Annotated in this window: 24 protein-coding genes and 2 pseudogenes; 19 read left to right on the forward strand and 7 right to left on the reverse strand. The window is 69.5% G+C overall.

Annotated features, from left to right (window positions below; all coding sequences use genetic code 11):
• Positions 1-120 precede the first annotated feature (120 nt).
• The 10 genes and pseudogenes from iolC to ACFYO2_RS38025 form a co-directional block, all read left to right on the forward strand.
• On the forward strand, positions 121-1,074 hold the full coding sequence (iolC, locus tag ACFYO2_RS37980) for a 5-dehydro-2-deoxygluconokinase (protein WP_388358777.1): 954 nt from the start codon (positions 121-123) through the stop codon (positions 1,072-1,074).
• Positions 1,064-1,936 carry an aldolase gene (locus ACFYO2_RS37985; protein WP_388358780.1) on the forward strand — a complete coding sequence of 291 codons (873 nt, stop codon included), beginning with the start codon at positions 1,064-1,066 and terminating at the stop codon, positions 1,934-1,936. Before iolC ends, ACFYO2_RS37985 begins: the two co-directional genes overlap by 11 nt.
• Positions 1,933-2,844 (forward strand): 5-deoxy-glucuronate isomerase, encoded by a 912-nt coding sequence (gene iolB, locus ACFYO2_RS37990; RefSeq protein WP_388358782.1) that lies wholly within the window; start codon positions 1,933-1,935, stop codon positions 2,842-2,844. Before ACFYO2_RS37985 ends, iolB begins: the two co-directional genes overlap by 4 nt.
• A complete protein-coding gene (iolD, locus tag ACFYO2_RS37995; RefSeq protein WP_388358785.1) occupies positions 2,841-4,724 on the forward strand; it encodes a 3D-(3,5/4)-trihydroxycyclohexane-1,2-dione acylhydrolase (decyclizing) in 1,884 nt (627 codons plus the stop codon). Before iolB ends, iolD begins: the two co-directional genes overlap by 4 nt.
• A gap of 30 nt (positions 4,725-4,754) precedes the next feature.
• A complete protein-coding gene (locus tag ACFYO2_RS38000) occupies positions 4,755-6,251 on the forward strand; it encodes a CoA-acylating methylmalonate-semialdehyde dehydrogenase (protein ID WP_388358787.1) in 1,497 nt (498 codons plus the stop codon).
• Between the two features lie 29 nt (positions 6,252-6,280).
• Entirely contained in the window at positions 6,281-7,231 is a 951-nt protein-coding gene (locus tag ACFYO2_RS38005) for a TIM barrel protein (RefSeq protein WP_388358789.1), read from the forward strand.
• Positions 7,232-7,240: 9 nt separating this feature from the next.
• Complete coding sequence (locus ACFYO2_RS38010) at positions 7,241-8,662, forward strand: sugar porter family MFS transporter (RefSeq protein ID WP_388358792.1); 1,422 nt, start codon at positions 7,241-7,243, stop codon at positions 8,660-8,662.
• A gap of 23 nt (positions 8,663-8,685) precedes the next feature.
• Positions 8,686-9,702, forward strand: a complete 1,017-nt coding sequence (locus tag ACFYO2_RS38015) for a Gfo/Idh/MocA family oxidoreductase (protein ID WP_388358795.1) — start codon at positions 8,686-8,688, stop codon at positions 9,700-9,702.
• Complete coding sequence (locus ACFYO2_RS38020) at positions 9,699-10,565, forward strand: sugar phosphate isomerase/epimerase family protein (RefSeq protein ID WP_388358797.1); 867 nt, start codon at positions 9,699-9,701, stop codon at positions 10,563-10,565. The genes ACFYO2_RS38015 and ACFYO2_RS38020 overlap by 4 nt, the downstream gene beginning before the upstream one ends.
• Before the next feature lie 274 nt (positions 10,566-10,839).
• Positions 10,840-10,920, forward strand: a pseudogene (locus ACFYO2_RS38025) (AAA family ATPase); the annotation flags it as partial.
• A gap of 291 nt (positions 10,921-11,211) precedes the next feature.
• Here the strand turns inward: ACFYO2_RS38025 and ACFYO2_RS38030 are convergent.
• Together ACFYO2_RS38030 and ACFYO2_RS38035 are read right to left on the reverse strand one after the other, a co-directional pair.
• Positions 11,212-12,507: an MFS transporter gene (locus ACFYO2_RS38030; protein ID WP_388358800.1), complete on the reverse strand. Its 1,296-nt coding sequence runs from the start codon at positions 12,505-12,507 to the stop codon at positions 11,212-11,214.
• Positions 12,504-13,043 carry an ArsR/SmtB family transcription factor gene (locus ACFYO2_RS38035; protein WP_388358803.1) on the reverse strand — a complete coding sequence of 180 codons (540 nt, stop codon included), beginning with the start codon at positions 13,041-13,043 and terminating at the stop codon, positions 12,504-12,506. Before ACFYO2_RS38035 ends, ACFYO2_RS38030 begins: the two co-directional genes overlap by 4 nt.
• A gap of 568 nt (positions 13,044-13,611) precedes the next feature.
• On the opposite strand from ACFYO2_RS38035, the gene ACFYO2_RS38040 reads away from it, so the two are divergent.
• Positions 13,612-13,881 (forward strand): DUF5131 family protein, encoded by a 270-nt coding sequence (locus tag ACFYO2_RS38040; protein WP_388358806.1) that lies wholly within the window; start codon positions 13,612-13,614, stop codon positions 13,879-13,881.
• A gap of 72 nt (positions 13,882-13,953) precedes the next feature.
• Here ACFYO2_RS38040 and ACFYO2_RS38045 read toward each other — a convergent pair whose 3' ends face one another.
• Positions 13,954-14,877 carry an alpha/beta hydrolase gene (locus ACFYO2_RS38045; protein ID WP_388358809.1) on the reverse strand — a complete coding sequence of 308 codons (924 nt, stop codon included), beginning with the start codon at positions 14,875-14,877 and terminating at the stop codon, positions 13,954-13,956.
• 196 nt (positions 14,878-15,073) lie between these two features.
• Between ACFYO2_RS38045 and ACFYO2_RS38050 the strand changes: the two genes are divergently transcribed.
• Positions 15,074-15,952 (forward strand): helix-turn-helix domain-containing protein, encoded by an 879-nt coding sequence (locus ACFYO2_RS38050; RefSeq protein WP_388358812.1) that lies wholly within the window; start codon positions 15,074-15,076, stop codon positions 15,950-15,952.
• Positions 15,949-16,332, forward strand: a complete 384-nt coding sequence (locus ACFYO2_RS38055) for a DUF2255 family protein (RefSeq protein WP_388358814.1) — start codon at positions 15,949-15,951, stop codon at positions 16,330-16,332. Before ACFYO2_RS38050 ends, ACFYO2_RS38055 begins: the two co-directional genes overlap by 4 nt.
• Before the next feature lie 71 nt (positions 16,333-16,403).
• Here the strand turns inward: ACFYO2_RS38055 and ACFYO2_RS38060 are convergent, their stop codons facing one another.
• The 4 genes from ACFYO2_RS38060 to ACFYO2_RS38075 all read right to left on the reverse strand — a co-directional run bounded on the left by ACFYO2_RS38060 (position 16,404) and on the right by ACFYO2_RS38075 (position 21,224).
• Positions 16,404-16,931 carry an integrase gene (locus tag ACFYO2_RS38060; RefSeq protein ID WP_388358817.1) on the reverse strand — a complete coding sequence of 176 codons (528 nt, stop codon included), beginning with the start codon at positions 16,929-16,931 and terminating at the stop codon, positions 16,404-16,406.
• Between the two features lie 268 nt (positions 16,932-17,199).
• Positions 17,200-18,531, reverse strand: coding sequence for an enolase C-terminal domain-like protein (locus ACFYO2_RS38065; protein WP_388358820.1), 1,332 nt, complete (start codon positions 18,529-18,531; stop codon positions 17,200-17,202).
• Positions 18,532-18,567: 36 nt separating this feature from the next.
• Positions 18,568-19,905: a gluconate:H+ symporter gene (locus tag ACFYO2_RS38070; RefSeq protein ID WP_388358823.1), complete on the reverse strand. Its 1,338-nt coding sequence runs from the start codon at positions 19,903-19,905 to the stop codon at positions 18,568-18,570.
• Positions 19,906-20,264: 359 nt separating this feature from the next.
• Positions 20,265-21,224: a 5-dehydro-4-deoxyglucarate dehydratase gene (locus ACFYO2_RS38075; RefSeq protein ID WP_388358826.1), complete on the reverse strand. Its 960-nt coding sequence runs from the start codon at positions 21,222-21,224 to the stop codon at positions 20,265-20,267.
• A gap of 113 nt (positions 21,225-21,337) precedes the next feature.
• Between ACFYO2_RS38075 and ACFYO2_RS38080 the strand changes: the two genes are divergently transcribed.
• The 6 genes and pseudogenes from ACFYO2_RS38080 to ACFYO2_RS38105 all read left to right on the forward strand — a co-directional run bounded on the left by ACFYO2_RS38080 (position 21,338) and on the right by ACFYO2_RS38105 (position 25,328).
• The gene (locus ACFYO2_RS38080) at positions 21,338-22,126 is read left to right on the forward strand and encodes an IclR family transcriptional regulator (RefSeq protein ID WP_388358829.1); all 789 of its coding nucleotides are present in this window, start codon (positions 21,338-21,340) and stop codon (positions 22,124-22,126) included.
• A gap of 310 nt (positions 22,127-22,436) precedes the next feature.
• A complete protein-coding gene (locus ACFYO2_RS38085) occupies positions 22,437-22,739 on the forward strand; it encodes an ArsR/SmtB family transcription factor (RefSeq protein ID WP_388358831.1) in 303 nt (100 codons plus the stop codon).
• Positions 22,736-23,128: a VOC family protein gene (locus ACFYO2_RS38090; protein ID WP_388358834.1), complete on the forward strand. Its 393-nt coding sequence runs from the start codon at positions 22,736-22,738 to the stop codon at positions 23,126-23,128. The genes ACFYO2_RS38085 and ACFYO2_RS38090 overlap by 4 nt, the downstream gene beginning before the upstream one ends.
• Positions 23,129-23,399: 271 nt before the next feature.
• Positions 23,400-23,594, forward strand: a pseudogene (locus ACFYO2_RS38095) (IS5/IS1182 family transposase); the annotation flags it as partial.
• A 211-nt stretch (positions 23,595-23,805) separates the two neighbouring features.
• A complete protein-coding gene (locus ACFYO2_RS38100; RefSeq protein WP_388358835.1) occupies positions 23,806-24,354 on the forward strand; it encodes a DUF1062 domain-containing protein in 549 nt (182 codons plus the stop codon).
• An 857-nt stretch (positions 24,355-25,211) separates the two neighbouring features.
• Entirely contained in the window at positions 25,212-25,328 is a 117-nt protein-coding gene (locus tag ACFYO2_RS38105; RefSeq protein WP_388358838.1) for a hypothetical protein, read from the forward strand.
• Positions 25,329-25,335 lie beyond the last annotated feature (7 nt).

Here is a 25,335-nt window from a genome sequence, read left to right on the forward strand (position 1 = left end):
ATTTGGACTGGGGTCATCGTACTCGCACTAGAGCGCGCTAGTAGAGCGCGGCAGGAATTCTTCCGCGACAGCTCCCCGGAGCCCTCACCGGCGTCTCCGGAACGAAGGGAAACCAGCGTCATGCCGTTCGAAGTGCTGACCATGGGCCGCGTGGGAGTGGATGTGTATCCGCTCCAGACGGGCGTGGGGCTGGCCGAGGTCACCTCGTTCGGCAAGTACCTGGGCGGCAGCCCCACCAACGTCGCGGTGGCCGCGGCGCGGTACGGCCGTACGGCCGCGGTGATCACGAAGACCGGGCGGGACCCGTTCGGCGACTTCGTGCGCACCGCACTGGCCGGCTACGGCGTCGACAGCCGCTTCGTCGGTACGTCGGACATCGCGCCGACCCCGGTGACGTTCTGCGAGATCTTCCCGCCGGACCACTTCCCGCTGTACTTCTACCGCCTGCCCAAGGCACCCGACCTGGACATCACCGCCGGTGAGCTGGACCTGGGCACGGTCCGGGACGCGGCGGTGTTCTGGATGACGGGCACCGGGCTGAGCGAGGAACCCAGCCGCTCGGCCACCCTGGCGGCACTGGAGCACCGGGCGAAGGGCGCGGTGACGGTGTTCGACCTGGACTGGCGGCCGATGTTCTGGTCCGACCCCGCCCACGCGCGCACCCAGTACGGCCAGGCACTGCGGCACAGCACGGTGGCGGTCGGCAATCTCGACGAGTGCGAGGTCGCCACCGGCGAGCGCGAACCCTACGCGGCGGCGAAGGCGCTGCTGGCCGCCGGTGTGGAGCTGGCGGTGGTCAAGCAGGGCCCGAAGGGCGTCCTGGCCATGGACCAGAGCGGCGCGGTCGCCGAGATCCCCCCGGTCCCGGTCGACGTGGTCAACGGCCTCGGCGCCGGTGACGCCTTCGGCGGGGCCCTGTGCCACGGCCTGCTCTCCGGCTGGGACACCCGCCGCGCGGTGTCCTTCGCCAACGCCGCCGGCTCCCTCGTCGCCGGCCGTCTGTCCTGCTCGGACGCCATGCCGACCGAGGCCGAAGTCAACACCAGGCTCGATGAGGTGACCCGTGCAGTGTGAGAAGCTGAGCCGGATCGTGTCCGCCCGCGTGGGCGACCCCGGCGCCATCACGGCCGCCGCCGCCCGCCGAGTGAAGGCCACCTCGCTGCTGGGCGAGCAGGGCAAGGCGATGATCATCGCCGCCGACCACCCCGCGCGCGGCGCCAACGGTGTGGGCGGCGACCCCAACGCCATGGCCGACCGCTCCGAGCTCCTGGACCGCCTGTGCACCGCCCTGGAGCGCCCCGGCGTGACCGGCGTGCTGGGCACCGCCGACATCCTCGAAGACCTCCTCCTGCTCGGCGTCCTGGACGGCAAGAGCGTCTTCGGCTCGATGAACCGGGCCGGGCTGGCGGGTTCGGTGTTCGAGATCGATGACCAATTCACCGGCTACGACGCCGAGACCATCGCCGCGATGGGCTTCGACGGCGGCAAGATGCTCACCCGCATCGCCCTCGACGACCCGGCCACCCCGGCCGCCCTGTCCGAGACCGCGCGTGCCGTCAACGAGCTCAATGACCGTCACCTCATCGCCATGGTCGAGCCGTTCATGTCGGCATGGCAGGACGGCAGGATCCGCAACGACCTGTCGACGGACGCCGTCGTCAAGTCCGTCACGATCGCGTCCGGGCTGGGCCGACGTACCGCCTACACCTGGCTCAAGCTCCCGGTCGTGGCCGGCATGGAGCGCGTCCTGGCCTCCTCGACCCTCCCGGCCCTGCTGCTGGGTGGTGAGGTGACCGACCCGGAGGCGGCGTTCGCGTCCTGGGGCAAGGCGCTCAAGCAGCCCACCGCGCAGGGCCTGGTCGTGGGCCGCTCCCTGCTCTACCCCGCGGGCGGCGACGTGGCCGGTGCGGTGGACAAGGCGGTGAGCCTGCTGTGAGCAACAAATACCACCTGCCCAGGGGCACTTCGGCCGACGGGCCCTACGACGTCCTGGTCACGCCCGAGTCGGCGGGCTGGGGATACTCCGGCCTCAGGATCCTGACCCTGAAGCCGGGCGAGGCACACGCCCTGTCCACCCACGACTCCGAGTTCCTGGTCCTGCCGCTGACCGGCTCCTGCGCCGTCACCACGGACGGCGGGACCTTCGAACTCGAAGGCAGGACAGGCGTGTTCGCCTCGGTCACCGACTTCGCCTATCTGCCGCCCGAGTCGGCGGCCCTGATCAGCAGCGCGCAGGGAGGTCTGTTCGCGCTGCCCTCCGCCCGTACCGAGCGGAGCTCACTCTCCGCTCGGTACGGGCCCAAGGAGGACGTCCCCGTCGAACTGCGCGGCGCCGGCGCCTGCTCACGGCAGGTCAACAACTACTGCCTGCCCGGCTCCTTCGAAGCCGACCAGCTGCTCGTCTGCGAGGTCCTCACACCCGGCGGCAACTGGTCGTCGTACCCGCCGCACAAGCACGATACGGCCCGCCCCGGCATCGAATCGGAGCTGGAGGAGATCTACTACTTCCAGGTCGCCGGCGACGGCAACGGCTTCGGATACCTGGGGGTGCCCCCGCGCGAGCGAAGCCGAGCGTGGGGGAGCGTCTACGGCACCGAAGAGCGGCCCATCGACGTGCTCGCCGAGGTCCGCTCCGGCGACACCGTCCTGATCCCGCATGGCTGGCACGGACCGTCCATCGCCGCGCCCGGCTACGACCTGTACTACCTCAACGCCATGGCCGGCCCCGGCCAGGACCGCGCCTGGCTGATCTGCGACGACCCCGCCCACGGCTGGGTCCGCACCACCTGGGAGTCCCAGGACATCGACGACCGGCTTCCCTTCGAAGGACTCACGCAGCGATGAACACCGTCCGACTCACCACCGCGCAGGCCCTGGTGCGCTTCCTCGCGAATCAGTACAGCGAGCGTGACGGCCAGGAACAGCGCCTCGTCCCCGGGGTGTGGGGCATCTTCGGCCACGGCAACGTGGCCGGGATCGGGCAGGCCCTCCTGCAGGCCGCCACCACCGGCGAGGCGGACCTGCCCTACTACCTGGCCCGCAACGAACAGGGCATGGTGCACGCCTCGGTCGCCTACGCGAAAATGCGCGACCGGCTGGCCACCTTCGCCTGCACCGCCTCCACCGGCCCCGGCTCCACCAACATGATCACCGGCGCGGCGCTGGCCACCACCAACCGGCTGCCCGTGCTGCTACTGCCGTCCGACATGTTCGCCACCCGCGCCGCCGACCCGGTGCTGCAACAGCTGGAGGACACCCGAGGCGGCGACGTCACCGTCAACGACGCCTTCCGCGCCGTGTCGAAGTACTTCGACCGCATCTCGCGCCCCGAGCAGCTGATCCCGGCCGCGCTGGCCGCGATGCGGGTGCTGACCGACCCGGTGAAGACCGGCGCAGTGACGCTGGCGCTGCCGCAGGACGTGCAGGCCGAGGCCCACGACTGGCCCCTCTCCTTCTTCCGGCGGCGGGTGTGGCACGTGGGCCGCCCGGTGCCGGAGCCGGCCGCCGTCGAGCGGGCCGCCCGCCTGTTGCGCGGCGCCCGCAAGCCGCTCATCGTGGCGGGCGGGGGTGCCGTGTATTCCGGTGCGGAGACCGCCCTGCGGGCGTTCGCCGAGGCCACCGGCATCCCGGTCGCCGACACCCACGCCGGCAAGGGCGCCGTACCCTGGGACCACCCCTACGCGGTCGGCGGCATCGGCTCCACCGGCTCCTACGCCGCCAACGAGCTGGCTCGCGAGGCCGATGTCGTACTGGGCATCGGCACCCGCTACTCCGACTTCACCACCGCCAGCCACACCGTCTTCGGCCGGCCCGACGTCACCTTCGTCAACCTCAACGTCGCCCGCCTGGACGCCGTCAAGCACGCCGCCGAACCGCTGATCGCCGACGCCCGGCTCGGCATCCAGGCCCTCGCCGGAGCACTCACGGACTGGGAGGTCCCAGCGGAGTACCGCGAGCGCACCCGTCACCTCATCGCCCGCACACGGGAGATCGAGGAGGAGTGCTTCGCCCCCGACCGCAACACCGGTGACCTGCCCGCCCAGACCCAGATCCTCGGCGCCCTCAACGACGTCCTCGACGACCGCGCCGTCGTCATCAACGCGGCCGGCTCCATGCCCGGAGATCTCCAGCAGCTGTGGCGGGCCCGGGACCCCAAGGCCTACCACGTCGAATACGCCTACTCCTGCATGGGCTACGAGGTCGCCGCCGGCGTCGGCGCCAAGATGGCCGACCCCTCCCGCGAGGTCGTCGTCCTGGTCGGTGACGGCTCCTATCTGATGATGGCGCAGGAGATCGTGACCATGGTCTCCGAAGGCCTGAAGGTCATCATCGTCCTGGTCCAGAACCACGGATTCGCCTCCATCGGCGCCCTGTCCGAGTCGCTCGGCTCACAGCGCTTCGGCACCAAGTACCGCTACCGCAACGGCGATTCAGGCCAGCTCGACGGCGACGTCCTCCCTGTCGACCTGGCCACCAACGCCTCATCGCTCGGCGCCGACGTGCTGCACGCCGCCACCGTCGAGGATTTCCGCACCGCGATGGAGAAGGCCAAGGCGTCGAGCCGCACCACCGTCGTGCATGTCGAGACCGACCTCTACGGACCCAACCCGCCCGGCCACGGCTGGTGGGACGTGCCGGTCAGCGAGGTCTCCGCCCTCGGCACCACCCAGGCCGCCTACGAGACCTACGCCGGCCACAAGCAGACCCAGCGCCACTACCTGTAAGACCCCGTCCCCGCAAAGGAAACCCGCACCGTGAAGACCATCGAGCACTGGATCAACGGCTCCCTCACCCCGGGCTCCGCCTCCAACACCCAGCCGGTGTTCAACCCGGCCACCGGACTGGAGCAGGCCCAGGTGGTCCTTGGCGGCGCCACCGACGTCGACACGGCGGTCCAGGCAGCCTCCCGCGCCTTCGAGACCTGGTCGGAGTCGTCCCTCACCCAACGCACCCAGGTCATGTTCGCCTTCCGCCAGCTCCTCGTCGACCACGAGGAAGAACTCGGCCGGATCATCTCCGCCGAACACGGCAAGACCGTCGACGACGCGCGCGGCGAGATCACCCGCGGCCGTGAGGTCGTGGAGTTCGCCTGCGGCCTCGGCGACGTCCTCAAGGGCAGCTTCTCCGACCAGGTCTCGCGTGGCGTGGACGTGCACAACTTCCGCCAGCCGCTTGGCGTGGTCGCCGGCATCACCCCCTTCAACTTCCCCGCGATGGTCCCGCTGTGGATGCACCCCATCGCCATCGCCACCGGCAACACCTTCATCCTCAAGCCCTCCGAGCGCGACCCCTCCGCCGCGAACTTCGTCGCCGAGCTGTACAAGAAGGCAGGTCTCCCGGACGGCGTCTTCAACGTCGTGCACGGCGGCAAGGACGCGGTCGACGCGATCCTGACCCACCCCGGCATCGAGGCCGTCTCCTTCGTCGGATCGACGCCGATCGCCAAGTACGTGCATGAGCAGGCCACTTCGCAGGGAAAGCGAGTGCAGGCCCTCGGCGGCGCCAAGAACCACGCCGTCGTTCTCCCGGACGCGGACCTGGAGTTCGCCGCGAACCACATCACGGCCGGCGCCTACGGCTCCGCGGGCGAACGCTGCATGGCCGTCTCGGTGGCCGTCGCCGTCGGCGACGCCGCCGACGGGCTGGTCGAGGTCCTGGAGCGCAAGGCCCGCGAGGTGAAGGTCGGCCCCGGTGACGTGCCCGGCACGGAGATGGGCCCGCTGGTCACCAAGGCCGCACAGGAACGTGTCGAGAACGCGGTCGGCACCGCCGCCGCCCAGGGCGCCTCCGTGGTCGTCGACGGGCGTGGGCTGAAGGTCGACGGCCACGAGGAGGGCTTCTTCACGGGCCCGTCCCTGCTCGACCACGTCACCGCCGAGATGGAGGCGTACAAGGAGGAGCTGTTCGGGCCGGTCCTGGCCATCGTGCGCGCCGAGTCCCTCGACGAAGCGATCGCGTTGATCAACGCCAACCCCTACGGCAACGGCACCGCCCTGTTCACCGCCTCCGGCGAGGCCGCCCGCCGATTCCAGCGCAACATCCACGTCGGCATGATCGGCATCAACGTGCCCGTCCCCGTCCCGATGTCGTACTACTCCTTCGGCGGCTGGAAGGACTCCCTCATCGGCGACAACCCCATCCATGGCCCCGAAGGCATCCGCTTCTACACCCGCCCCAAGGTCGTCACCACCCGCTGGCCCCAGCAGACCCAGATCATCTCCGCCGGCTTCAACTTCCCCACCTCCCACTGACCCCCGTCCCTCCCCCCAAAGGACACGCCATGGCAACGGCGCCATCCCCGCTCCGCACCACCGCCGGCAACCTGTGCCTGGGCTCCGCCCCCGACTCCTGGGGAGTCTGGTTCCCCGAGGACGAACACCAGGTGTCGTACACCCGCTTCCTCGACGAGCTGGCCGCGGCCGGGTACCAGTGGCTGGAACTCGGACCCTACGGCTACCTCCCCACCGACCCGCAGCGGCTGAAGGCCGAGCTGGACGCCCGTGGGCTCCAGGTCTCCGGCGGCACCGCCTTCGGCGCACTGCACCGGCCGGAAGCCTGGGGCGACATGCTCACCCACGTCCGCCAGGTCGCCACCCTGACGGCTGCCGCGGGCGCCCACCATCTGGTCCTGATCCCGCCGATGTACCGGGACGAGAAGAGCGGCGCGTTCACGGAGTCGCCGGAGCTGACCGCCGAGCAGTGGGCCGGCTTCGGCAAGGCCGCCGACCGGCTCGGCAAGCTGCTCCTCGACGAGTACGACGTACGCCTCGTCATCCACCCGCACGCCGACAGCCACATCCAGACCCAGCCGGAGATCGAACGGCTGCTGAACGAGTCGGACTCGCGCTACACCAACCTCTGCCTGGACACCGGGCACGTGGCCTACGGCGGCGGTGACAACCTCGACCTGATCCGCCGCTTCGGCGAGCGCGTCGGCTACGTGCACATCAAGCAGATGGATCCGGCGGTGCTGGCCCAAGTGGCGGCCGAGGACCTGTCGTTCGGCGAGGCCGTCAAGGGCGGAGTTTGTGTGTCACCCCCGGCCGGTGTGCCGAACCCGGCCGACGTGGTGACCGAACTGGCCAAGCTGGACGCCCAGTTGTTCGTGATCGTCGAGCAGGACCTGTACCCGTGCGCTCCCGAGGTGCCGCTGCCCATCGCGGTCAGCACGCGTGAGCACCTGGCCGGCTGCGGGCTGACGGGTACCCGACGCCCGAACCTCGACCGCTAGGAGGCCACCATGGACGTCAGGGACGGCGCGACTCAGGCCCCCACCCTCACCAACGACGCCCCGCCCGCCGTCTCCCGGCGGCTGCGCGTCATCACCGTCATCGCCACCTTCGGCGGCCTGCTCTTCGGCTACGACACCGGCGTCATCAACGGCGCCCTGCCGTACATGACGGACGACCTCGGTCTGACCGCGGTCACCGAAGGCATGGTCACCAGCTCACTGCTCCTCGGCGCGGCGCTGGGCGCGATCACCGGCGGCCGGCTGTCGGACGCGCGAGGACGGCGCCGTACGATCCTCACCCTCGCCGTGATCTTCTTCGTCGGCGCGCTGGGCTGCACACTCGCGCCGAACGTCGCGGTCATGGTGGTGGCCCGGTTCGTGCTCGGCCTCGCGGTCGGCGGCGCCTCGGTGACCGTGCCCGTCTACCTCGCGGAGGTCTCCCCCGCCGAGCGGCGCGGCGCGCTGGTCACCCGTAACGAACTGATGATCGTCAGCGGGCAGTTGCTGGCCTTCACCTCCAACGCGATCATCGCCCAGGTCGGCGGAGAGTCCGGCGGGGTGTGGCGCTGGATGCTCGTGCTCGCCACGATCCCGGCCGTGGTGCTGTGGTTCGGCATGCTGATCATGCCGGAGAGCCCGCGCTGGCTGGCCTCCCAGACCCGCTTCACCGAGGCTCTCGACGTGCTCAAGCAGGTGCGCTCCCAGCAGCGGGCCGAGGCCGAGCTCGCCGAGGTCTCCGCGCTCGCGGTCAAGGAGGAGCAGGAGAAGCTCGGCGGCTGGCAGGACATGAGGTCCACGCCGTGGCTGCGCAAGCTGATGTTCATGGGCTTCGGCATCGCGATCGTGCAGCAGATCACCGGCGTCAACACGATCATGTACTACGGCACCCAGATCCTCACCGACGCGGGCTTCGCCGCCGACAGCGCGCTGACCGCCAACATCGCCAACGGCGTCATCTCGGTACTGGCCACCTTCGTCGGCATCTGGCTGCTGGGCCGCGTGCCCCGTCGGCCGATGCTGATGACCGGTCAGATCGGTACGACGGCAGCCTTGTTGCTGATCGGGGTGTTCTCGCTGGCGCTGCCGTCCGGCGACGGCCGGGCGTACGCCGTGCTCGCGATGACGGTCACCTTCCTCGCCTTCCAGCAGGGCGCGATCTCCCCAGTGACCTGGCTGATGCTCTCGGAGATCTTCCCGATGCGCATGCGCGGGTTCGGGATGGGGGTCGCGGCCGTGGTGCTGTGGCTGACCAACTTCGCGATCGGCCTGGTCTTCCCGTCCCTGGTCTCCGGGATCGGAGTCTCCAACACCTTCTTCCTCTTCGTCGTGGCGGGCGTCTTCTCGCTCACCTTCGTGAAGCTCTACGTCCCCGAGACCAAGGGCCGCACCCTCGAAACCCTCGAAGCCGAACTCCGGGCGCGCTTCTCCTAGTCGGAACCAGTTAGGAAACGATCATGACTGTACGTGTAGGTGTCATCGGCGCCGGCTGGATCGGCAAGGAGCACATCCGGCGCCTCACCGACACCGTCACAGGCGCCCGCGTCACCGCGGTCACCGACATCGACGCCGCCCGCGCCGAGGAGGCAGCGGCGCCGGTCGGCGCCCGGGTGCTGCCCGATGGCGCTGCCCTGATCGCAGCGGACGACGTCGACGCCGTGCTCGTGACCTCCTGGGGCCCGACCCATGCCGAGCACGTGCTGAACGCGATAGCCGCCGGGAAACCGGTCTTCTGCGAGAAGCCGCTGGCCACGACCGCCGAGGACTGCTTGAGGATCGTCGAGGCGGAGACGACCCATGGCCGCCGCCTGGTCCAGGTCGGATTCATGCGCCGCTACGACGCCGGCTACCGGAAGATGAAGCAGGTCATCGACTCCGGTCGGATCGGCGAGCCGCTGATCGTGCACTGCGCCCACCGCAACCCGACCGTCCCCGAGTCGTACACGTCCTCCATGGCCGCCCTGGACACGGCGGTGCACGAGGTGGACGTACTGCGCTGGCTGCTCGACGACGAGATCATCTCCACCCAGGTGATCACCCCGCGCGCCACCAGCAAGCGGTTCGCGCACCTCAAGGACCCGCAGATCATGCTCTTCGAGACCGCCAAGGGCGTCCGCATCGACCTGGAGGTCTTCGTCAACTGCCAGTACGGCTACGACATCCAATGCGAGACCGTCGGCGAGGAGGGGCTGGTCCGGCTGCCCGACCCGGCCACGGTCGGCCTGCGCAGCGCCGGTCAGCACAGCACGGAGGTACTGACTGACTGGGTGGGCCGGTTCGCGGACGCCTTCGACACGGAGTTCCGTGAGTGGATCGCGAACCTGACGGCCGACACCGAACCCACGGGCCCGTCGGCCTGGGACGGCTACGCGGCCACCGTCATCACTGGCGCGACCGTCGAGGCCCTGGAGTCGGGCCACGTCATCGCCACCGACCTCAAGCCCCGACCCGCCTTCTACGGAGGTGCCGCGTGAAGATCGCCCTCGACCCGTACATGTTCCGCGCCCTGCCCATCGACGACATGGTCCGCACGGTCGCCGAACTCGGCTACGAATACATCGAGTTGTCGCCCCGCGACGACTTCATGCCGTTCTTCCTGCACCCGCGCGCCGACGACGAGCGGATCGCCGAGCTGAAGAACTCCCTGCGCACGCACGGCGTCAAGCTCTCCTCCGTACTGCCGTTGTACAAGTGGTCCTCGCCCGACGAGACCGAGCGGCAGGCCGCCGTCCGCTACTGGAAGCGGATGATCGAGATCACCGCCGACCTCGAATGCCCCCTGATGAACTCGGAGTTCAACGGCCGCCCCGAGCGGGCCGCCGAGAGCGAGGCCGCGTTCTGGCGCTCGCTGGAGGAACTGCTGCCGCTGTTCGAGCGGGAGGGCATCGCCCTCAACCTGGAGGCGCACCCGGACGACTTCTGCGAGGAGAACACCCCCGCCGTCGACCTGGTCCGCGCGATCAACAAGCCCTGGGTGAACTACCTCTACTGCGCACCCCATTCCTTCCACCTCTCGGGCGCGGACCCCACGGCGGACATAGCGGCGATGATGCGCCACGCCGGCGACAAGCTCCAGCACGTCCACATCGCCGACTCCTTCAACCACAAGGGCTCCTCCGGCCTGCGCTACATCCTCAACCCGCCCGGCACCACCGCCCGCATCCACCAGCACCTCGACATCGACCAGGGCGAAGTCGACTGGAACGCCTTCTTCAGCACACTCCGCGAACTCAACTTCGACGGCGTGGCCACCGCCTGCGTCTTCGCCTGGGAAGAACGCGCCCTCGAGTCCTCCGCGTTCATGCTCGACCGCATCACCAAGGAACTCGCGGGGTAATCCCTCCGCCGGAGTCCGACAGTGCCCGACGTCCGCCTCCGGACGCCGGGCACTCCGGCCCAGTGGCGTCGGGCGGCTTCGGCGTTGCGGCGGTCGGCGTCCGTGTAGCACTCGGCACGGTGGCTGACGCCTGCCGTGGTGAGGGCCTGCGGTCCTCCCTATGCCCACTGGGGCGACCCCGCCGCCGGTGGCCGTCACCCTGGCGCGGGACGAACCCGGCTTCCCCAGCCTGCGGCGAATTCGACCCGGATTCGCCCCGACCCCCTCCCCTCATGAGTGCGACGACCGCGCCCGGCGCCGCTCAGAGCGCCGCATCACGGCCGCCGGCTTTCCCCGCGACAAGTCGCTTCGCAGTTCGACTTCATCACCTACCTCGAACAGCACGCCGTCGAGCTGGCCCGGTCCCTGGAGGAACGGCGGGCCGAACTCGACACTGCACGGGCGGCGAACCGGGACCTGACCCGTGCTCTCAACCAGCACGGCTGAGAGCACACGCCTGGGCAGAGGTGGCCGGGCAGGAGTTCGTCCCGGGATCCGGACGCCGAGGACGATGAGGATGACGGCCAGCACACCCGACCGACCGGGCCTCTCATTGCGCCCCGCGGGGCCTGGCTCCCGACTTGTTGTGTCGCCTTCGCGGCAGGCGTCACAACAAGTCGGGTGCACTCTCCTGGGCGGGATCCTTGGATGCCGGGTGATCTGGACGGTCGGCCGGGGCGGCGGCACGCAGCGCCGCTTCGACCCGGCGGTTGCTGGTCATGGATGCCGTGATGGCCGTCATCGCCAGGAGGAGGACGGCGGCGGCGTAGAGCGGGGTGCGGATGTCGTAGGTGGTGGCCAGCCAGCCGCCGAGGAAGGCCCCGATGGGGGCGGCGCACATGGCCAGCATGCGGGAGGTGGAAGCGACCCGGCCCATGAGGTGGGCCGGGACGATCGCCTGCCGGAGGGAGGGCCCGAGCACCATCGTGGCGCCCATGCCGGCCCCGCAGACGGCGAGCGCCAGCCCGGCCACGTACGGGTTCGGGGCAGCGGCCAGGCCCAGGATGGCAAGCCCCTCGACGGCGGCTGTGCAAGTCAGTGCGGTGCCGGTGCCGAGTCGTCGGCCGAGGTAGGAGGCGATGCCTGCACCGAGCAGGCCGCCGGTGGCCTCCGCCGTGAGGAGCAGGCCGAAGCCGTAGGTGTCGATGCCGAGGCGGTCGTGCGCGAAGAGGGCGAGGACGGTCTCCACAGCGAGGAAGGCGACGTTCCCGACCGCCGGGCGGAGCGCGAGCCCGAGCAGCAACCGGTCCCGGAAGACGTACGAGGCCCCGGCCCGCGCCTGCCGAAGCAGCGACTCGCGGACCTCCGGCACGGGCCGGGGCATGGCGGGCAGCGTACGAACGAGCAGTGCGGAGAGCACGAACGACGCCGCATCGGCGAGCAGCGGAACCGCCCGCCCGAGCGCGAGCAGCGCACTGCCCGCAGGGGGCCCCGCGAAGCCGGACATGGCGGTCTGGGCGCCGCGCAAGCGGGAGTTGGCGCGCTCCAAGAGTGCGGGGTCGCGGCGGAGCAGATCCGGCAGATAGGCCGTGGCGGCCGTATCGAAGAAGAGTCCGCCGAGGCCGAGCAGGAAGGCGACGGCCGCGAGCAACGGAATGCTCAGCACGTCAAGCACGGCCGCCGCCGCCGGTATCGCGAGCAGCACCGCGCGAGCCGTGTCCGCGACCCACATCGTGCGTCGGCGGTCCCAGCGGTCCACCAGCGCACCGCCGAGCACCCCGAAGAGCAGCCACGGCAGCGTCCCCGCGGCCGTGACGACGGCGAGCGCCATCGGATCCCGCGTCAATGTCAACGCGAGCAGGGGCAGCGCGGCATGCGACACCCCGTCACCGAGCGAGGACACCGTCTGCGCAGTCCACAGCCGTCCGAACCCGGTCGGGAACTTTCGAACGTCTGAGGTCACTTGGCGTCCCCGTCCGCCTGGTCGCGCGGTGCCGGGTGGAACAGTGCGAAGACGAGTGACGCGTCCGGCAGCGACGGATCGGACAGCTCCCGGTACTCGTCCGCCAGTGCCTGCAGCCGCGCCCCCAGCTGCGCGAACTGCTCCTCGGTGAGCCGAAGATGCGCCATCCGTACATGCCGCTCGCCATCCACCGGCGACGCCTCCAGATCCGCCACCGCATGCCGCATCAGCACATCCGGCCCTCCCTCGCCCGGGTCCGGCAGCACGATCGCCCGCGCGGCCATCGCGTAGTACCGCTCGGTGACCCCCCGCACCTTCCGCGTCCGCACCACCTTCACCAAGCCGGCCCGCTCCAGCAGCCGCACGTGATAGCTGGAACTCCCCTTCGCAAGGCCCACCCGCTCGGCGATCTGCGTAATCGTCGCCGGCTCGAAGCGGAGCACGGCCATGATCCGGTGACGCGTGAGATTGGAGACGGCGCGTAACTGCTCGTCCGTGGTGACGTGAAACGTCTCGGGAAGCTCATCGGCAGGCATGCGAGCAATGGTCAACGACTCTTGACCATTGCGCAAGGGGATTTCTCGCTGCGCCGGCACCTGGGCTCGCGTCCCATGAAGTGGTGTAGCCGGGCAGGGTCCCGGAACGCGCGGGCGTCTGCCCGGGGCGTGCGTCCGATGGCGGTGCATGCTCCCTGAGCTGATCGAGACCGAGGCCACCGAGGTGATCGGTGCCGCGCCGCGCGAGCACTCCGCGAGGCGCACGACCTGACGCAATGGACACCGGGACCGGCTGCTGACCACGCAGGCCCCCGGAGTTGTAGGGCGTGGTGATCCCCTGGGCGACCGCCTGCTGGTCTTCGCGCAGGGCTGTGGCAATGCCGGCGAGGGGTGCCAGCCCGCTGGAAGCGAGCTGGTCGAGCCAGCCGGGCAGCGGTGCGGCATCGCGGGCGTCGAGCATGCCGGCGAACTGGCGGACCAGGTCGTGGGTGTGGCGGACTTGTCCGCGCGCACGCGATCGGGCCGGGTGCGCGGTCTCCCGGTCCCAGACGCGGGACGCGGACCTTGTTCAACTGCCGGGGGCCGACCGGCGCAGTGATCAGGCGGCGTGCGCCAGGGGCCGGTGCCGTCCCTGGAGCTGTCGGGGATCGACTGGGTGATCGTCGGCGGCGAGAGCGGCTCGGCTCACCGATCGCTGGACTTGGCCTGGGTCCGCGACATTCGAGACCGGTGTGTCGATCTCCGGGTGGCCCTGTTCTTCAAGCAGGTCGGCGGGCTGGCCCCGAAGGCAGGCGGCCGTCTACTCGATGGCCGGACCTGGGATGAGTACCCCTCCACGGCGGCCGTGGAGGGGTGTGAAACTGGCGACCTCGTGTAATCAGGCGGCTCGCCGAGAGGGCGCGCAGATCGTACGCCCTCGAGGTCCTTATCCACCGCAGAGGAGTGCTCCTCAGCCGGTGATGAGGTGGGTGGTGTAGAAGTAGGTGAGCTTGTCGATGGCGAGGTCGATGTACTCCTTCTTGTCGTAGAGGTCGACGTGACTGGCGCCCTTGATCCAGTGGATTTCCTTGGGGCCGGTGGCGCGCTGGTGGGCCTCGACGGCCATCCAGGCGGTGACGGCGCGTTCGCCGATGATCTGGAGGAGGGGGCGGGGACCGATCAGCGGGACCGCGAAGAAGGCGTCGTGGAAGGCCATCCTGTCGATGCTCTCCCAGGCGAGGGTCTTCGCGGAGCGTTCGTGCTGGCCGCGCGGGGTGCAGTAATACTCGAAGCCTTCGACACCGTGCTGGCCGCCAAGCGTGCGGGCCTGCTCGGCAGTCTCTGGGAACATTGTCATCGTGCCGGGGTCCTCGCCGCGTGCGGCGGCGCTGCGGGCCGCTGCGGCAGTGTCCAGCAGGGCCTGGAAGACGGCCGGGTCCTGGGTGCCGTCGGCGCCGAGACGGAACTGGCGGGCGGGCTCGGCGGTGGACACGGTGGCCACGGCCTTGACGCGGTGGTCGCCGCCGGTGGCGGCCAGCGAGTAGCTGCCGGAGGCACAGATGCCCAGCAGGCCGACGCGGTCGGCGTCGACGTCGTCGCGGGTGGTGAGGTAGGAGACGGCGGCCTTGAAGTCCTCCACCCGCTGGGCGGGGTCTTCCAGGCCACGGGGTAGGCCGCCGGACTCGCCCTGGTAGGCGGCGTCGAAGGCGAGGGTGACGAACCCGCGCTCGGCCATCCGCTGCGCGTAGGTGCCGGAGGTCTGCTCCTTCACGCTGGTGCCGGGGTGACCGACCACTAGCGCCGGCCACGGACCCGACGCCGGAGTGTCGGGGGTGTAGAGGTGGCCGGCGAGCGGGATGCCGGCGCTATCGAAGCTGACGGTGGTCTGGGCCATGAGGAACTCTCCCTGGGACGTGATGACGTGTCGTAACGCACAGGCGCGGCGGACTCCGGGGGCCCGCACCCTGCCGGGCACACATCCACGTTCTGTCAGTCTCCCTACGAGCGGGAGAGCCAGGTTTCTGCCTGGGAAAGAACTTGCCCCCTCACAAATGTGCCGTGACCGTCGCGGCGCAATGACACTTAAGAGCATGACTGCAGACTCCGACTCCCGGGCGCTGGGCGCCTTCCTCAAGGCCCGCCGGGCCCAGCTGACACCGCAGGAGTGCGGCCTTCCCGAGCCGGACTCCGCACGCAGAGTCGCCGGACTGCGCCGCGAGGAGGTCGCCCAGCTCGCCGCCATCAGCGTGGACTACTACACACGACTGGAACAGGGCCGCGTCCGGGCATCGGTACCCGTGCTAACCACCCTGGCCCGCGCCCTGCGCCTCGACGGCGACCAGGAGACCTACCTCTACGAACTCGCCGGCCGAAGCGACGCCCGCCCGCGCCGCCGCCGACCCGCCCAGCGCCTGCGTCCCGCCATGCGGCGTCTGCTCGACCAGCTCATCGAAACCCCCGCGCTCGTGCTTGGCAAACGCCTTGACATCCTGGCCTGGAACCCCGCAGCCGTAGCCCTCTACACCGACTTCGCCGCCCTCCCGGCGAACCGGCGCAACTACATGCGGCTGCTGTTCACGAACCCGGTGGTCCGGCAGCTGCACCAGGACTGGGCCCACGACGCCCGGGAAGCCGTCGCCGCGCTGCGTATGGAGGCCGCGGCCGACCCCGACGATCCCGACCTCGCCCAGCTCGTCGGCGAAGTGTCCCTCCAGGACCCCGACTTCCGCACCTGGTGGGCCGAACACCGCGTCAACAGTGCCAGCTACAGCACCAAGCACTACCGCCACCACCTGGTGGGCGACCTCACTCTCGACTGCGACACCTGGACCAGCCCCGATGGCTCCGGACAGCGCCTGATGATCCTGACCGCCGAACCCGGCAGCCCCTCCCACGACGCCCTGCGCATCCTCACCTCATGGACCACCCAGCAACCGAGCACCGACCGGACGGAGGACGTGCCGCGATGACCACCTGGACACCCGAGGATCTCGCCCTTTTCACCGGGTCCGAATCCCTCGTCCTATCCGCCGGGGACGACGGTCACCTTGGCGTGGAGATCGGTATGGTCCTGGTTGGTGGCGAGCTGTATGTCCGCGCCTACCGAGGGGGCCGCTCCCGCTGGTACCAGGCGGCCCAGAAGCACAGCCACGGACAGATCCGGGTGGGGGCCGTCACCCGCGACGTCCTCCTGGAAACCCGTGACACCAGGCCCACCTCCGAGATCGACGCCGCCTACCGGAACAAGTACGGACAGGCGGCCGGCGTCCTCGCCGCGAGCCCCGCGGCACACGCCGCGACGATGCGGATCGATCCGGCGCCCTCATCGAACGGTGCCACGGGCCTGTAGCGCGCAGCAGCGCACGCTCACCGCCGACCTGTCCGGCGAGACCGCTCGTCAGGTTGAGAGCGCCAAGGCGATCAGCCAGTGGGCCGCCTAGAGCCGACCTGCTGCCGGGGCAGGGTGGGCATACCCAGGTCCACCCTGCCCATCCTGGCGGTGCGGTGGCCCTGGGCTCGCTTGCTGCGCAGGAACCTCAGGGTGAGGTCGAGTCCTTCGACCTCACCACGCCAGCCCTTGTCGACCGCTCGTTGGCGGCGGGCCAGCACGTCGGCCTCCAGCTCGTCGAGGCGGGGCAGCATCTTGCGGTTGATCGACAGCATCGGGCAGCGGATGCACGCGCGCTCGTGCGCGCAGGGCGTGCCGTAGGGGCGTCCGCAGGAGCCGAGCTCGACCTTGCGCTTGTCGAAGTGTTCCTGGAAGTCGCTCCACTCTTCGCCGGTTGGCAGCCGGTATTCCGCCGGCGGTCGCATGGCCCGGCGGCGGTCGAGGAACTCGGTGTAGTGGGCGATGACGTCCTCGTCGAAGACGGCTACGTAGCCGCGGGTGGTCTGAACATCGAGGTGGCCGAGCAAGGCTGCGCCGATGTGGATGGGAGGGACTGACACAGCGGCTTCGAAGCCGTGGCCGGCCGCCGAGGAGCCGCCTGGTTCCTTGTGCGCTGACTGGACAAGTGTGGGCGCGACTCCGGGCGGAGTATCTCGGGGAGGTGGACGGTCCGGGTGCTCCTCGGACTTCGGGGGCTCAGTTCCAGCGATACGTGCCCATGCCCTCGGGCAGGCCGAGGAGCTCTGGCTGACCGGACCGCAAGACAAAAAACGGGGTCGGCCCGGCCGGCCACCATGCCGGAACGACGTACGGGTACTCGGCAGGTGTCTATCGCACCAGGCAGGGGCGCTTGCTGTCGAACTTCCAGCCAGGAATGAGGTGTTGCATGGTGACGGCATCGTCGCGTGCCCCCAACGCCTTTTCCCGGTAGAGGTCGTGGGCCGCGAGGAGCCGGTCCATGTCGAGGCGGACGCCCAGTCCCGGGCCGTCCGGGACGGCGATCTCTCCCCCGACGATGCGCGGTGGGGCGGTGGTGAGCCGTTCCAGCCCTTCCTGCCAGATCCAGTGGGTGTCCAGGGCGTTGTACTCGCCCGGGGCCGCGGCGCCGCAGTGGGTCACCATGGCCAGGGAGATGTCGAAGTGGTTGTTGGAGTGGCAGCCCCAGGTCAGGCCCATGGCGTTGCACAGTTGCGCCACGCGTACGGAGCCCTGCATGGTCCAGAAGTGGGGGTCGGCCAGCGGGATGGAGACCGACTGGAGGGCCAGGGCGTGGGTCATCTGGCGCCAGTCGGTGGCGATCATGTTGGTTGCGGTGGGAAGGCCGGTGGCGCGGCGGAACTCGGCGAGGATCTCCCGTCCGGAGTAGCCGCCTTCGGCTCCGCAGGGGTCCTCGGCGTAGGCGAGCGTGCCGACCAGGGGTCGGCACAGCTCGATCGCCTCGCGCAGTGACCACGCGCCGTTCGGGTCGAGGGTGATCCGGGCCTCGGGGAAGCGGTCCTTGAGGGCGCGTACGGCCGCCACCTCCGCGGCACCCTCCAGGACACCCCCCTTGAGCTTGAAGTCCCGGAACCCATAGTGATCGTAGGCCGCCTCGGCCTGACGGACGATCGCCTCCGGGGTCAGGGCCTCCTCGTGCCGGATGCGGTACCACTCCACAGGGGAGTCCGGTTCGCGGACGTACTCCAGGTCGGTGCGGTCCGGGTCGCCGACGTAGAAGAGATAGCCCAACACGCGTACGGCGTCCCGCTGTTGGCCGTCGCCCAGGAGCGCGGCGACAGGGACGTCGAGGTGCTGCCCGAGGAGGTCGAGCAGCGCCGACTCGACGGCGGTGACCGTGTGGACGGTGGTCCGCAGGTCGAAGGTCTGGGCGCCCCGACCACCGGCGTCGCGGTCGGCGAAACGGTCGCCGATCTCGCGCAGGACGCGCTTGTAGTCGCCCACCTTCGCCCCGAGGACGAGGGGTTCGGCGTCCCGGAGGGTCTGGGTGATCTTCTCGCCGCCGGGCACCTCCCCCAGTCCCGTACGGCCCTCGGAGTCCTTGAGGACGACGACGTTGCGGGTGAAGTACGGGCCGTGGGCGCCGGAGAGGTTCAGCTCCATGCAGTCGCGGCCGGCGACGGGGTAGACGGCGAACTCGGTGACGGTCGGCTGACTGCTCATGATGGTCGAAGTCCCTTGTGTCATGGATGAGTCGGGTTACAGGCTGAGGACGTCGAGGGCCCACTCGGCCACCAGGACGCCCCCCAGGCCGAGGACGGCGAGCACCGTCGTATACGTGGTACGCACCTTGATCGCTTCGATGACTGAGAGGTTGAAGTACTCCTTGAACAGCCAGAAACCGGGGTCGTTGACGTGGGAGCACGCGATGGAACCGCAGGCGACGGCAAGCACCATCATCTCCGGGTGGACCCCGCTGCCCGCCAGGAGCGGCAGCACCACGCCGGAGGCCGTGACGACGGCGACCGTCGCAGAGCCGAGCGCTATGCGGAGGATGACGGCGACGAGCCAGGCAAGGACGATCGGCGAGATGGACCAGCCGTCCGTGGCGTCCTTGATGTAGTCGGAGATCCCGCCTTCGACGAGGACGTTCTTGAAGGCCCCGCCGGCGCCGATCACCAGGAGGATCATCGCCATCGCCTGGGCCGCCGAGGTGCAGGAGGCGCCGACGTCCTCCAGGCTTCGGCCGATCCGCGGCCCGAACGCCCAGATGGCCAGGCACAGCGTCAGCAGCAGCGCGATCGGTGCCGAGCCGATGAAGGCGACGAAGTGCAGGAACGGGCTCTCGCCGGAGGTGGCCATGTCGGTCACGGCGGCGGCCACGATCAGCGCCACGGGGAAGAGCGCCACGAACAGCGACCAGCCCAGTGCGGGCATCTCCTCGTCGGTGAACTCGCGCTCGCTGACCAGGCCCTTGGGGATGGAGGGGTTCATCGCCTTGATGAACGGAAGGCGGGGCCAGGTGAGGGCGATGAGCGCGCCGGCGGGAATGGCGATGAACAGACCGTAGAAGAGCGTCAGTCCGACGGAGGCGTGGAAGGTGGCGGCGACGGCGGTGGGGCCGGGGTGCGGCGGCAGGAAGCTGTGCATGGTGGACAGGGCGATGGACATCGGCAGGCCGACCCACAGCAGCTTCGTTCCGGTGACCCTGACCAGGGTGAACGCGATCGGCACGATGATGATGAAAGCGACCTCGTAGAACATGGTCACGCCGATCAGCATGGCCGTGACCACCATGGCCACCTGGACCCAACGCGGGCCGAAGGCGTCGAGGAGCTTGCCGGCTATCCGCTGTGCGGCGCCGGAGTCTCCCATGACACGGCCGACCATGGCGCCGAGTCCGATGGTGAGCATGGTGTCACCGATCTGGTCCCCGATGCCTTCGGAGAGGACGTCGGGGATGGTGGCCACCGGGATTCCCCGGACCAGTGCGACACCGACCGCCACGAGCAGGAGGGCCGCGAAGCCGTTGAGCCTCAGCCTGGTCATGAGGAGAAGCAGAACCAGAACGCTGATCCCGACTACGAGGAGAGGCATGCAGTTCCCCTTTGAACTGTTGAGTGAGCAGTCGGAGGCGGCGCCGACTGTGGGGGCGGTCCGATCGGTGTGCGGCGTGATCGGCAGCACGCCACGGAGGAGCGGCAGGGCGCTGCCGCGTGGCTGTGCGGGAGGGGTGGTGTGGGCGGTTTACGGCGGCGGACTGTCGCCGTACCGGCCCACGGGAGGAGCGAGGAGAGACGGTTGGGTGGCGGCCCGGGGGCTGCTGGGGACCACAGGCTTCTCTGCACCCGGCCCGGTCCGGGACATCCGTCCGGTCCTGGACATCGGTCATCGTGCGGGCACGACGTGCGCACCCGCGGGGCTCGTCGGACGGGCGCGAGGGGTGCCCCTGTTCGTCAAGCGGGTCGTCGTAGGGCGTCGACCAGGCTCAGGCCGTGGTCCAGCACCTTCTCCAGGTCGGCGAGGTCGGTCGCGCCGGGGTCGGTGAGCGGGGCGCGAACCGGCCCGACGGGGAAGCCGCGCAGCCGGGCGGCGGCCTTGACCAGGGAGACGGCGTAGCCCGGCACCCGGTCACGTAGTTCGACCAGCGGGACGTAGAACTCACGCAGGAGCTTGGTCACGCCCGCGTCGTCCCCGTCCCGCAGCGCGGCGAAGAAGGCGTTCGCGATCTCGGGGGCGAAGGCGTGGACGGCGGAGGAGTAGGCGGGGACGCCGACGGTGGCGTAGGCGCGGGCCTGGATCTCGGCGGTGGCGGCGCCGTTGAAGAAGAGGAAGTCCTCGGGGGCGGCGAGCGTGAGGCGCTGGAGCCGGTCGAGGTCACTGTGGCCGTCCTTGAGGCCGATGACGGTCGGGATGCGCTCGATCCGGCGCAGGCCGTCGGCGGTGAACGCGACCTGGCCGCGCTGGTAGGCGATGAGTGGCAGCCGGGTGCCTTCGGCGATCCGGCGCAGCTGTTCCACCAGACCGTCCTGCGGGGCCCCGACCAGGTAGTGGGGCAGTACCAGCGCGGCGTCCGCGCCGGCTTCCTCCGCGATACGGGCGAAGCGCAGCGCCTGCGCCCAGCCGTAGCCGATGCCCGCCACCACCGGCAACCGTCCGTCGGCGACCTCGACGGTGGTCCGCACGACCGCCCGGTACTCGTCCTCGTCCAGCGAGAAGAACTCTCCGGTCCCGCAGGCCGGGAACACCGCGCCGGGTGCGGTGGCCAACCGGTCGGCCAGGTACGCCCGGTAGGCGTCCAGGTCGAGGCTGCCGTCGGTCCGGAAGCTCGTGAGGGGGAAGGACAGCACCCCGCTCGCCATGCCGTCACGGAGTCGCTGGGCGACCCCTGCGACCTCCGCGCTGATCCCTGTCATGTCTCATCCCTGTATGCAGATGGCGTCTACGTATGCAGATGGAGGTTAGATTGGTGAACGAAGTCGGTCAATGGTCGGGCAGACCCGGATTGACGCGGATTTACGATGGGCCCATGTCGGAGGTGAGAGGTGTCCGCGGTGTGAAGTCGGCGGCCCGGACCGTCGCGCTGCTGGAACTGCTCGCCGCGCGGGGCGAGCACCCCTCGCGCCTGGACCAGCTCGCGGAGGAACTGGGCGTGCCGCGCAGCAGCATGTACCAGCTGCTCCAGACCCTGGTCGACTGCGGATGGGTCCGCACCGACGCCACCGGCTCCCTCTACGGCATCGGCATCCGCGCCCTGCTCACCGGCACCAGCTATCTCGACGGCGACCGGCGCATCCGTGCGGTCCGGCCGTACCTCGACGAGGCGTCGGACGCGCTCGGAGAGACGATCCACCTGGCACGGCTCGACGGCCCCGACGTCGTCTACCTCGCCACTCGTGAGTCCCACGAGTACCTGCGCACCATCAGCCGCGTCGGCCGCCGCGTCCCTGCCCATGCCGGCGCCCTCGGCAAGGCGCTGCTCGCCGAGCGCCCCGACGACGAACTGCCGATCCCGGACGGGCCGTTGACGACCCTCACGGAGAACACGCTCACCGACCGTGCCGCGCTGCTCTCCGACCTGGCCCAGGTGCGCGAACGCGGTTACTCCATCGACCGCGAGGAGACGGTGACCGGTATCGCCGGCTTCGGCTTCGCCCTGCGGTACGACGCACCGGCCACCGACGCCATCAGCTGCTCGGTCCCGGTAGCCCGGCTGACCCGGGAACACGAGGTCCGCATCGTCTCCGTGATGCGGGAGGTGCGAGCGAAGATCGAAGCCCACCTGCCGCCCGTCGCGGGCGTACCCGACTGGCGCTGAGGCTACGAATACGCCCGGGGCCTCGTCGGCGGGAGCCGAAGGGCAGCGGTCACGCTCCCGCCGACCCCAGGTCGCCCGATTCGGAACCGGTGCCGGCTCTGGCCACCTCTGCCGGAGCCCTCCCCCGTGCCGGAAGCCCCAAGCATCCACGCAGCGGTGAGACGAGCCCTCCGGCCGTGCGCGCCCATGTCACCGACGATTGAGTGCGGACGATTGAGTGCGCTCGCGAAGGGGGCTGGACGGGGCCACCTCGGGGCGCCGTAGCATCTCCCACTTGATAGGCAAGTGAACACTTGCCTATCAAGTGGTTGTGGCCGATGACCTTTTCAGAGCCTTGGCCGACCCCACCCGCCGCACCATCCTCGACGAGCTCACGGAGAAGTCCGGACAGACACTGTTCGAGATCTGCTCCCGACTGAGCATGAAGCACCAGCTCGGCATCTCACGCCAGGCGGTCTCCCAGCACCTTGCCGTGCTCGAGGGCGCCGGGCTCGTCGAGACCAGGCGAGAGGGCCGCTACAAGTTTCACGACCTCAACACAGACCCGCTGCGACAGATCGCCGAGCGATGGCCCGTGCGCAACACATCCGGACCGGAGCAGAGCACACCATGAAGATCCACCTGACCAGCGTCTTCGTCGACGACCAGGCCAAGGCCGAGCACTTCTACACCGAGGTCCTCGGCTTCGTGAAGAAGCACGACGTCCCCGTGGGCGAAGAGGACCGGTGGCTGACCGTCGTCTCGCCCGACGAGCCCGACGGCACCGAACTGCTACTCGAGCCCGCCGGCCACCCGGCCGTCAAGACCTACCGCGACACGCTGGTCATGGACGGCATCCCACTCGCCCAGTTCGCCGTCGACGACGTGAACGCGGAGTACCAGCGCCTGCGCGGCCTCGGCGTCCGCTTCACCCAGGAGCCCCTGGAGATGGGCCCCGTCACCACCGCCGTCTTCGACGACACCTGCGGCAACCTGATCCAGATCGCGACCAAGCCTCAGTAGGCGGTTGCCCGGGTGCGCCCGACCGCTGCGGCGGCCGGGTCCAGCCAGGATGGCGGCACACGCTTCGATCTGCTTGTCGCGAGACCGGTGCATGCGTTCGGCACGGCTGGTGAGCAGCGAGCCGGTGATCTGGCAACCCAACGCTCAGGACCGGCCGCAGCCCCTCGGCAGGGATCCGGGCGGCAGCTCGCCCGGGGTGTTGTCAGTGGTGGCAGGCAGGATGACGGGCATGACGACACCAGCTGCTCAGATCGTGGATTCTGCCGCCTATGCGCAGCGAAGGGGCAGCAGGGGCGGTCGGCCCGCCGGCTTCGACAAGACGATCTACAAGCGGAGGAACGAAGTTGAGCGGACGATCAACGCCCTCAAGAACTTCCGGGCCGTCGCGACGAGGTTCGACAAGCGCGCCTACGTCTTCCACGGCACCGTCACCATTGCCTCGATCCGACTCTGGCTCCGCCCATGATCCGCCGGCCAGAACCTGGCGGTGAGGCGCCCGAAAATCCAGTGGAGCAGCGCCGCTATGCGCCGTTACCGTGCTGCCGAACCAGTCGTCTAGGCAAGGACGTGCCGTTGTACACCCTGTGAGACCTCCCGAGTGCTGATTCGTCGCGCGTCGCACATGTGCGCCGCGCTCCTTTCTGCTGCGGTCTTCTCACTGAAACCGGTGTACTTCTGTGCTCAACAACTGGGTTGTCATGCCCACCTGCCTGCCTCTCGTCCTCCGCCGTTGCCACACGTGCGCGTCCGAACGCTTCCGGGCAAACGGTAAGTTTCGCGTCAACGCACACCACAAGCTCCTCGACGCCTGGCTCCTCGTGCTCTGTATGTCTTGCGGGGAGACCGCGAAGCTCACGGTCCTGGAGCGGGTGAATGTGCGCTCCGTACGGCCTGAGCTGTTGGACCGCCTGCACGCCAACGACCTTGGCCTGACAGCCGAGTTGCTCCAGGATCCGGCCGTGCGGCGCCGTAATCGCATCGCCCTCGACTGGGACAACGCCTGGCGCCTCGACACCGGCGGATCGGACCACCTGGACCGCGAGGCGATCGACGTCTCGGTCCGCTTTGCGGCGCGGATCCCTGTCCGGCCGGCGCGATTGATCGCTGAAGGTTGCGGTCTTTCGCGGGCCGAGGTCGAGAAACTGATCACGGAGGGGAAACTCGTGTCGGCAGTCCGGCTAAGCGGCAAGCTCTCCGGCGACTTCACCTTCACGCTCAAACGCTGAGCCTTCCCCAGGGACCAGGGGCCTGTCCGGCAAGATCCGCCGGACAGGCCCTAGTCAGCCACTCCCGCGCAGCGGGGGAACCTCACGCTGCGGAACCCGCCGCCTCAGCAAGGCCTTAATGGAGTCGCGCTCCTCTGGTTGTCGAGGGAACTGGTGGGGGGCGGCGCCGCCGTGAAGAAGTTCACGCATCCTTGCTGGGCCCGTGCCGTCCCCGGAACGGGAAGGGGACCCAGTAGATCTCGTACCGCGCGTCGGCAGTACGGCTTGCAGTCAGATCAGCGGTCGAGCCCTCTCCTGGCAAAGGCCGTTGGAGCTGGGTTTCCTCAGGGATCTGCAAGCGACCGAACTGATGCTCACCCATCGCGACTGCTCCCTTCGGTGTGAGCGCGCAGCACAGACCCGCACGATGGGGTGCGCTGCATCCGAACAGCGGGAAACCAAGAACCAGAAGACGCGCACAGTGAAGTGGAAGGCGGCAAAGACCGCAAGAGGCATGCCACCGCGACACCATACATTCGCAGTACCGGGGCCTGAAGTCGGCGTAGGCCATGCCAGGCTGTCAAACGGCCACTCAGTTCTCCCTACCTTGTTGATCGGGATGAGCGAGCCATTCGTAGGGTTGGCTCACCCAGGGGGTGCGGGTGTGGCTTTCAGTTCTCTGCCGTCTGTGGCTGCCCAGGATTCGCCGCCCGGCCCCCACGACGACGAAGCTGCTCATTAGGAATTGCGGCACTGATCGCTCAGTAGGGACTCGACCGCGAGGTCGTCCGTGGTACCTGTACGAGTACGACCGCCGGAGAAGCGAGTGACAGTGATCTGGGCTTGGCATCGACGCCGGGAAGACCCATCACCACTGCGTGCTGATCGACGACACAGGCAAGCGGCTGCTGTCCCGTCGGGTGCGTGGATGCCGGGCCGTCACTGGAGCACCGACGATGGACAGCGACCGCCATGCGGAGGCAGCCGAACAATAAGCCCGGG

The organism is Streptomyces sp. NPDC006602, assembly GCF_042870385.1.
In the GTDB taxonomy this organism is placed as follows: domain Bacteria; phylum Actinomycetota; class Actinomycetes; order Streptomycetales; family Streptomycetaceae; genus Streptomyces.

Bases quoted from the DNA above. Each gene is read 5' to 3' on its own strand.
- iolC (WP_388358777.1), top strand. From the start codon at position 121: ATGCCGTTCGAAGTGCTGACCATGGGCCGCGTGGGAGTGGATGTGTAT.
- iolD (WP_388358785.1), top strand. From the start codon at position 2,841: ATGAACACCGTCCGACTCACCACCGCGCAGGCCCTGGTGCGCTTCCTC.
- ACFYO2_RS38005 (WP_388358789.1), top strand. From the start codon at position 6,281: ATGGCAACGGCGCCATCCCCGCTCCGCACCACCGCCGGCAACCTGTGC.
- ACFYO2_RS38010 (WP_388358792.1), top strand. From the start codon at position 7,241: ATGGACGTCAGGGACGGCGCGACTCAGGCCCCCACCCTCACCAACGAC.
- ACFYO2_RS38015 (WP_388358795.1), top strand. From the start codon at position 8,686: ATGACTGTACGTGTAGGTGTCATCGGCGCCGGCTGGATCGGCAAGGAG.
- ACFYO2_RS38035 (WP_388358803.1), bottom strand. From the start codon at position 13,043: ATGCCTGCCGATGAGCTTCCCGAGACGTTTCACGTCACCACGGACGAG.
- ACFYO2_RS38045 (WP_388358809.1), bottom strand. From the start codon at position 14,877: ATGGCCCAGACCACCGTCAGCTTCGATAGCGCCGGCATCCCGCTCGCC.
- ACFYO2_RS38050 (WP_388358812.1), top strand. From the start codon at position 15,074: ATGACTGCAGACTCCGACTCCCGGGCGCTGGGCGCCTTCCTCAAGGCC.
- ACFYO2_RS38055 (WP_388358814.1), top strand. From the start codon at position 15,949: ATGACCACCTGGACACCCGAGGATCTCGCCCTTTTCACCGGGTCCGAA.
- ACFYO2_RS38065 (WP_388358820.1), bottom strand. From the start codon at position 18,531: ATGAGCAGTCAGCCGACCGTCACCGAGTTCGCCGTCTACCCCGTCGCC.
- ACFYO2_RS38070 (WP_388358823.1), bottom strand. From the start codon at position 19,905: ATGCCTCTCCTCGTAGTCGGGATCAGCGTTCTGGTTCTGCTTCTCCTC.
- ACFYO2_RS38075 (WP_388358826.1), bottom strand. From the start codon at position 21,224: ATGACAGGGATCAGCGCGGAGGTCGCAGGGGTCGCCCAGCGACTCCGT.
- ACFYO2_RS38080 (WP_388358829.1), top strand. From the start codon at position 21,338: ATGTCGGAGGTGAGAGGTGTCCGCGGTGTGAAGTCGGCGGCCCGGACC.
- ACFYO2_RS38090 (WP_388358834.1), top strand. From the start codon at position 22,736: ATGAAGATCCACCTGACCAGCGTCTTCGTCGACGACCAGGCCAAGGCC.